The sequence below is a fragment of the Streptomyces beijiangensis genome (assembly GCF_017315755.1).
In the GTDB taxonomy this organism is placed as follows: Bacteria; Actinomycetota; Actinomycetes; order Streptomycetales; family Streptomycetaceae; genus Streptomyces; species Streptomyces beijiangensis.
Genome location: NZ_JAFLRJ010001589.1, coordinates 1 through 321, shown reverse-complemented (window position 1 = coordinate 321; position 321 = coordinate 1). Strand labels below are relative to the sequence as shown.

The following is a 321-nucleotide window of genomic DNA, read 5'->3' as shown; positions in this document are numbered from 1 at the left end:
GGCCAGGTGGTTGACGACGCAGAACTCGTGCGCGTCGGCGGTCATCCGGGAACGAGTGTGCACACGCACGGCCCACTCTCCTCTGCTCAGAGTCTCCTCGCGCTCGCTCTCGACGGTCGCCGAGAGCGGGTCGCCCTCGACGAGGCGGAAGCGGTCGAGGGCCTCGCCGCCGCGGGTCAGCCCGTCGGCGTGGTCGGTCATGACCCCGTCGGCCGGGGTGGTGGTGATCACCTGCTCGCCGGTCTCCGCGTCGTACTCGACGCGCCGCTCGCCCGGGATCGGGGTCAGCCAGACGCTGTGCGGCGGGCCCTCGCGGGGCGG

1 pseudogene is annotated in these 321 nt (G+C 73.5%); it reads right to left on the bottom strand.

Annotated elements, in window-relative coordinates:
* A pseudogene (locus tag J0695_RS42805) lies at positions 1-321 on the bottom strand (CocE/NonD family hydrolase); the annotation flags it as partial.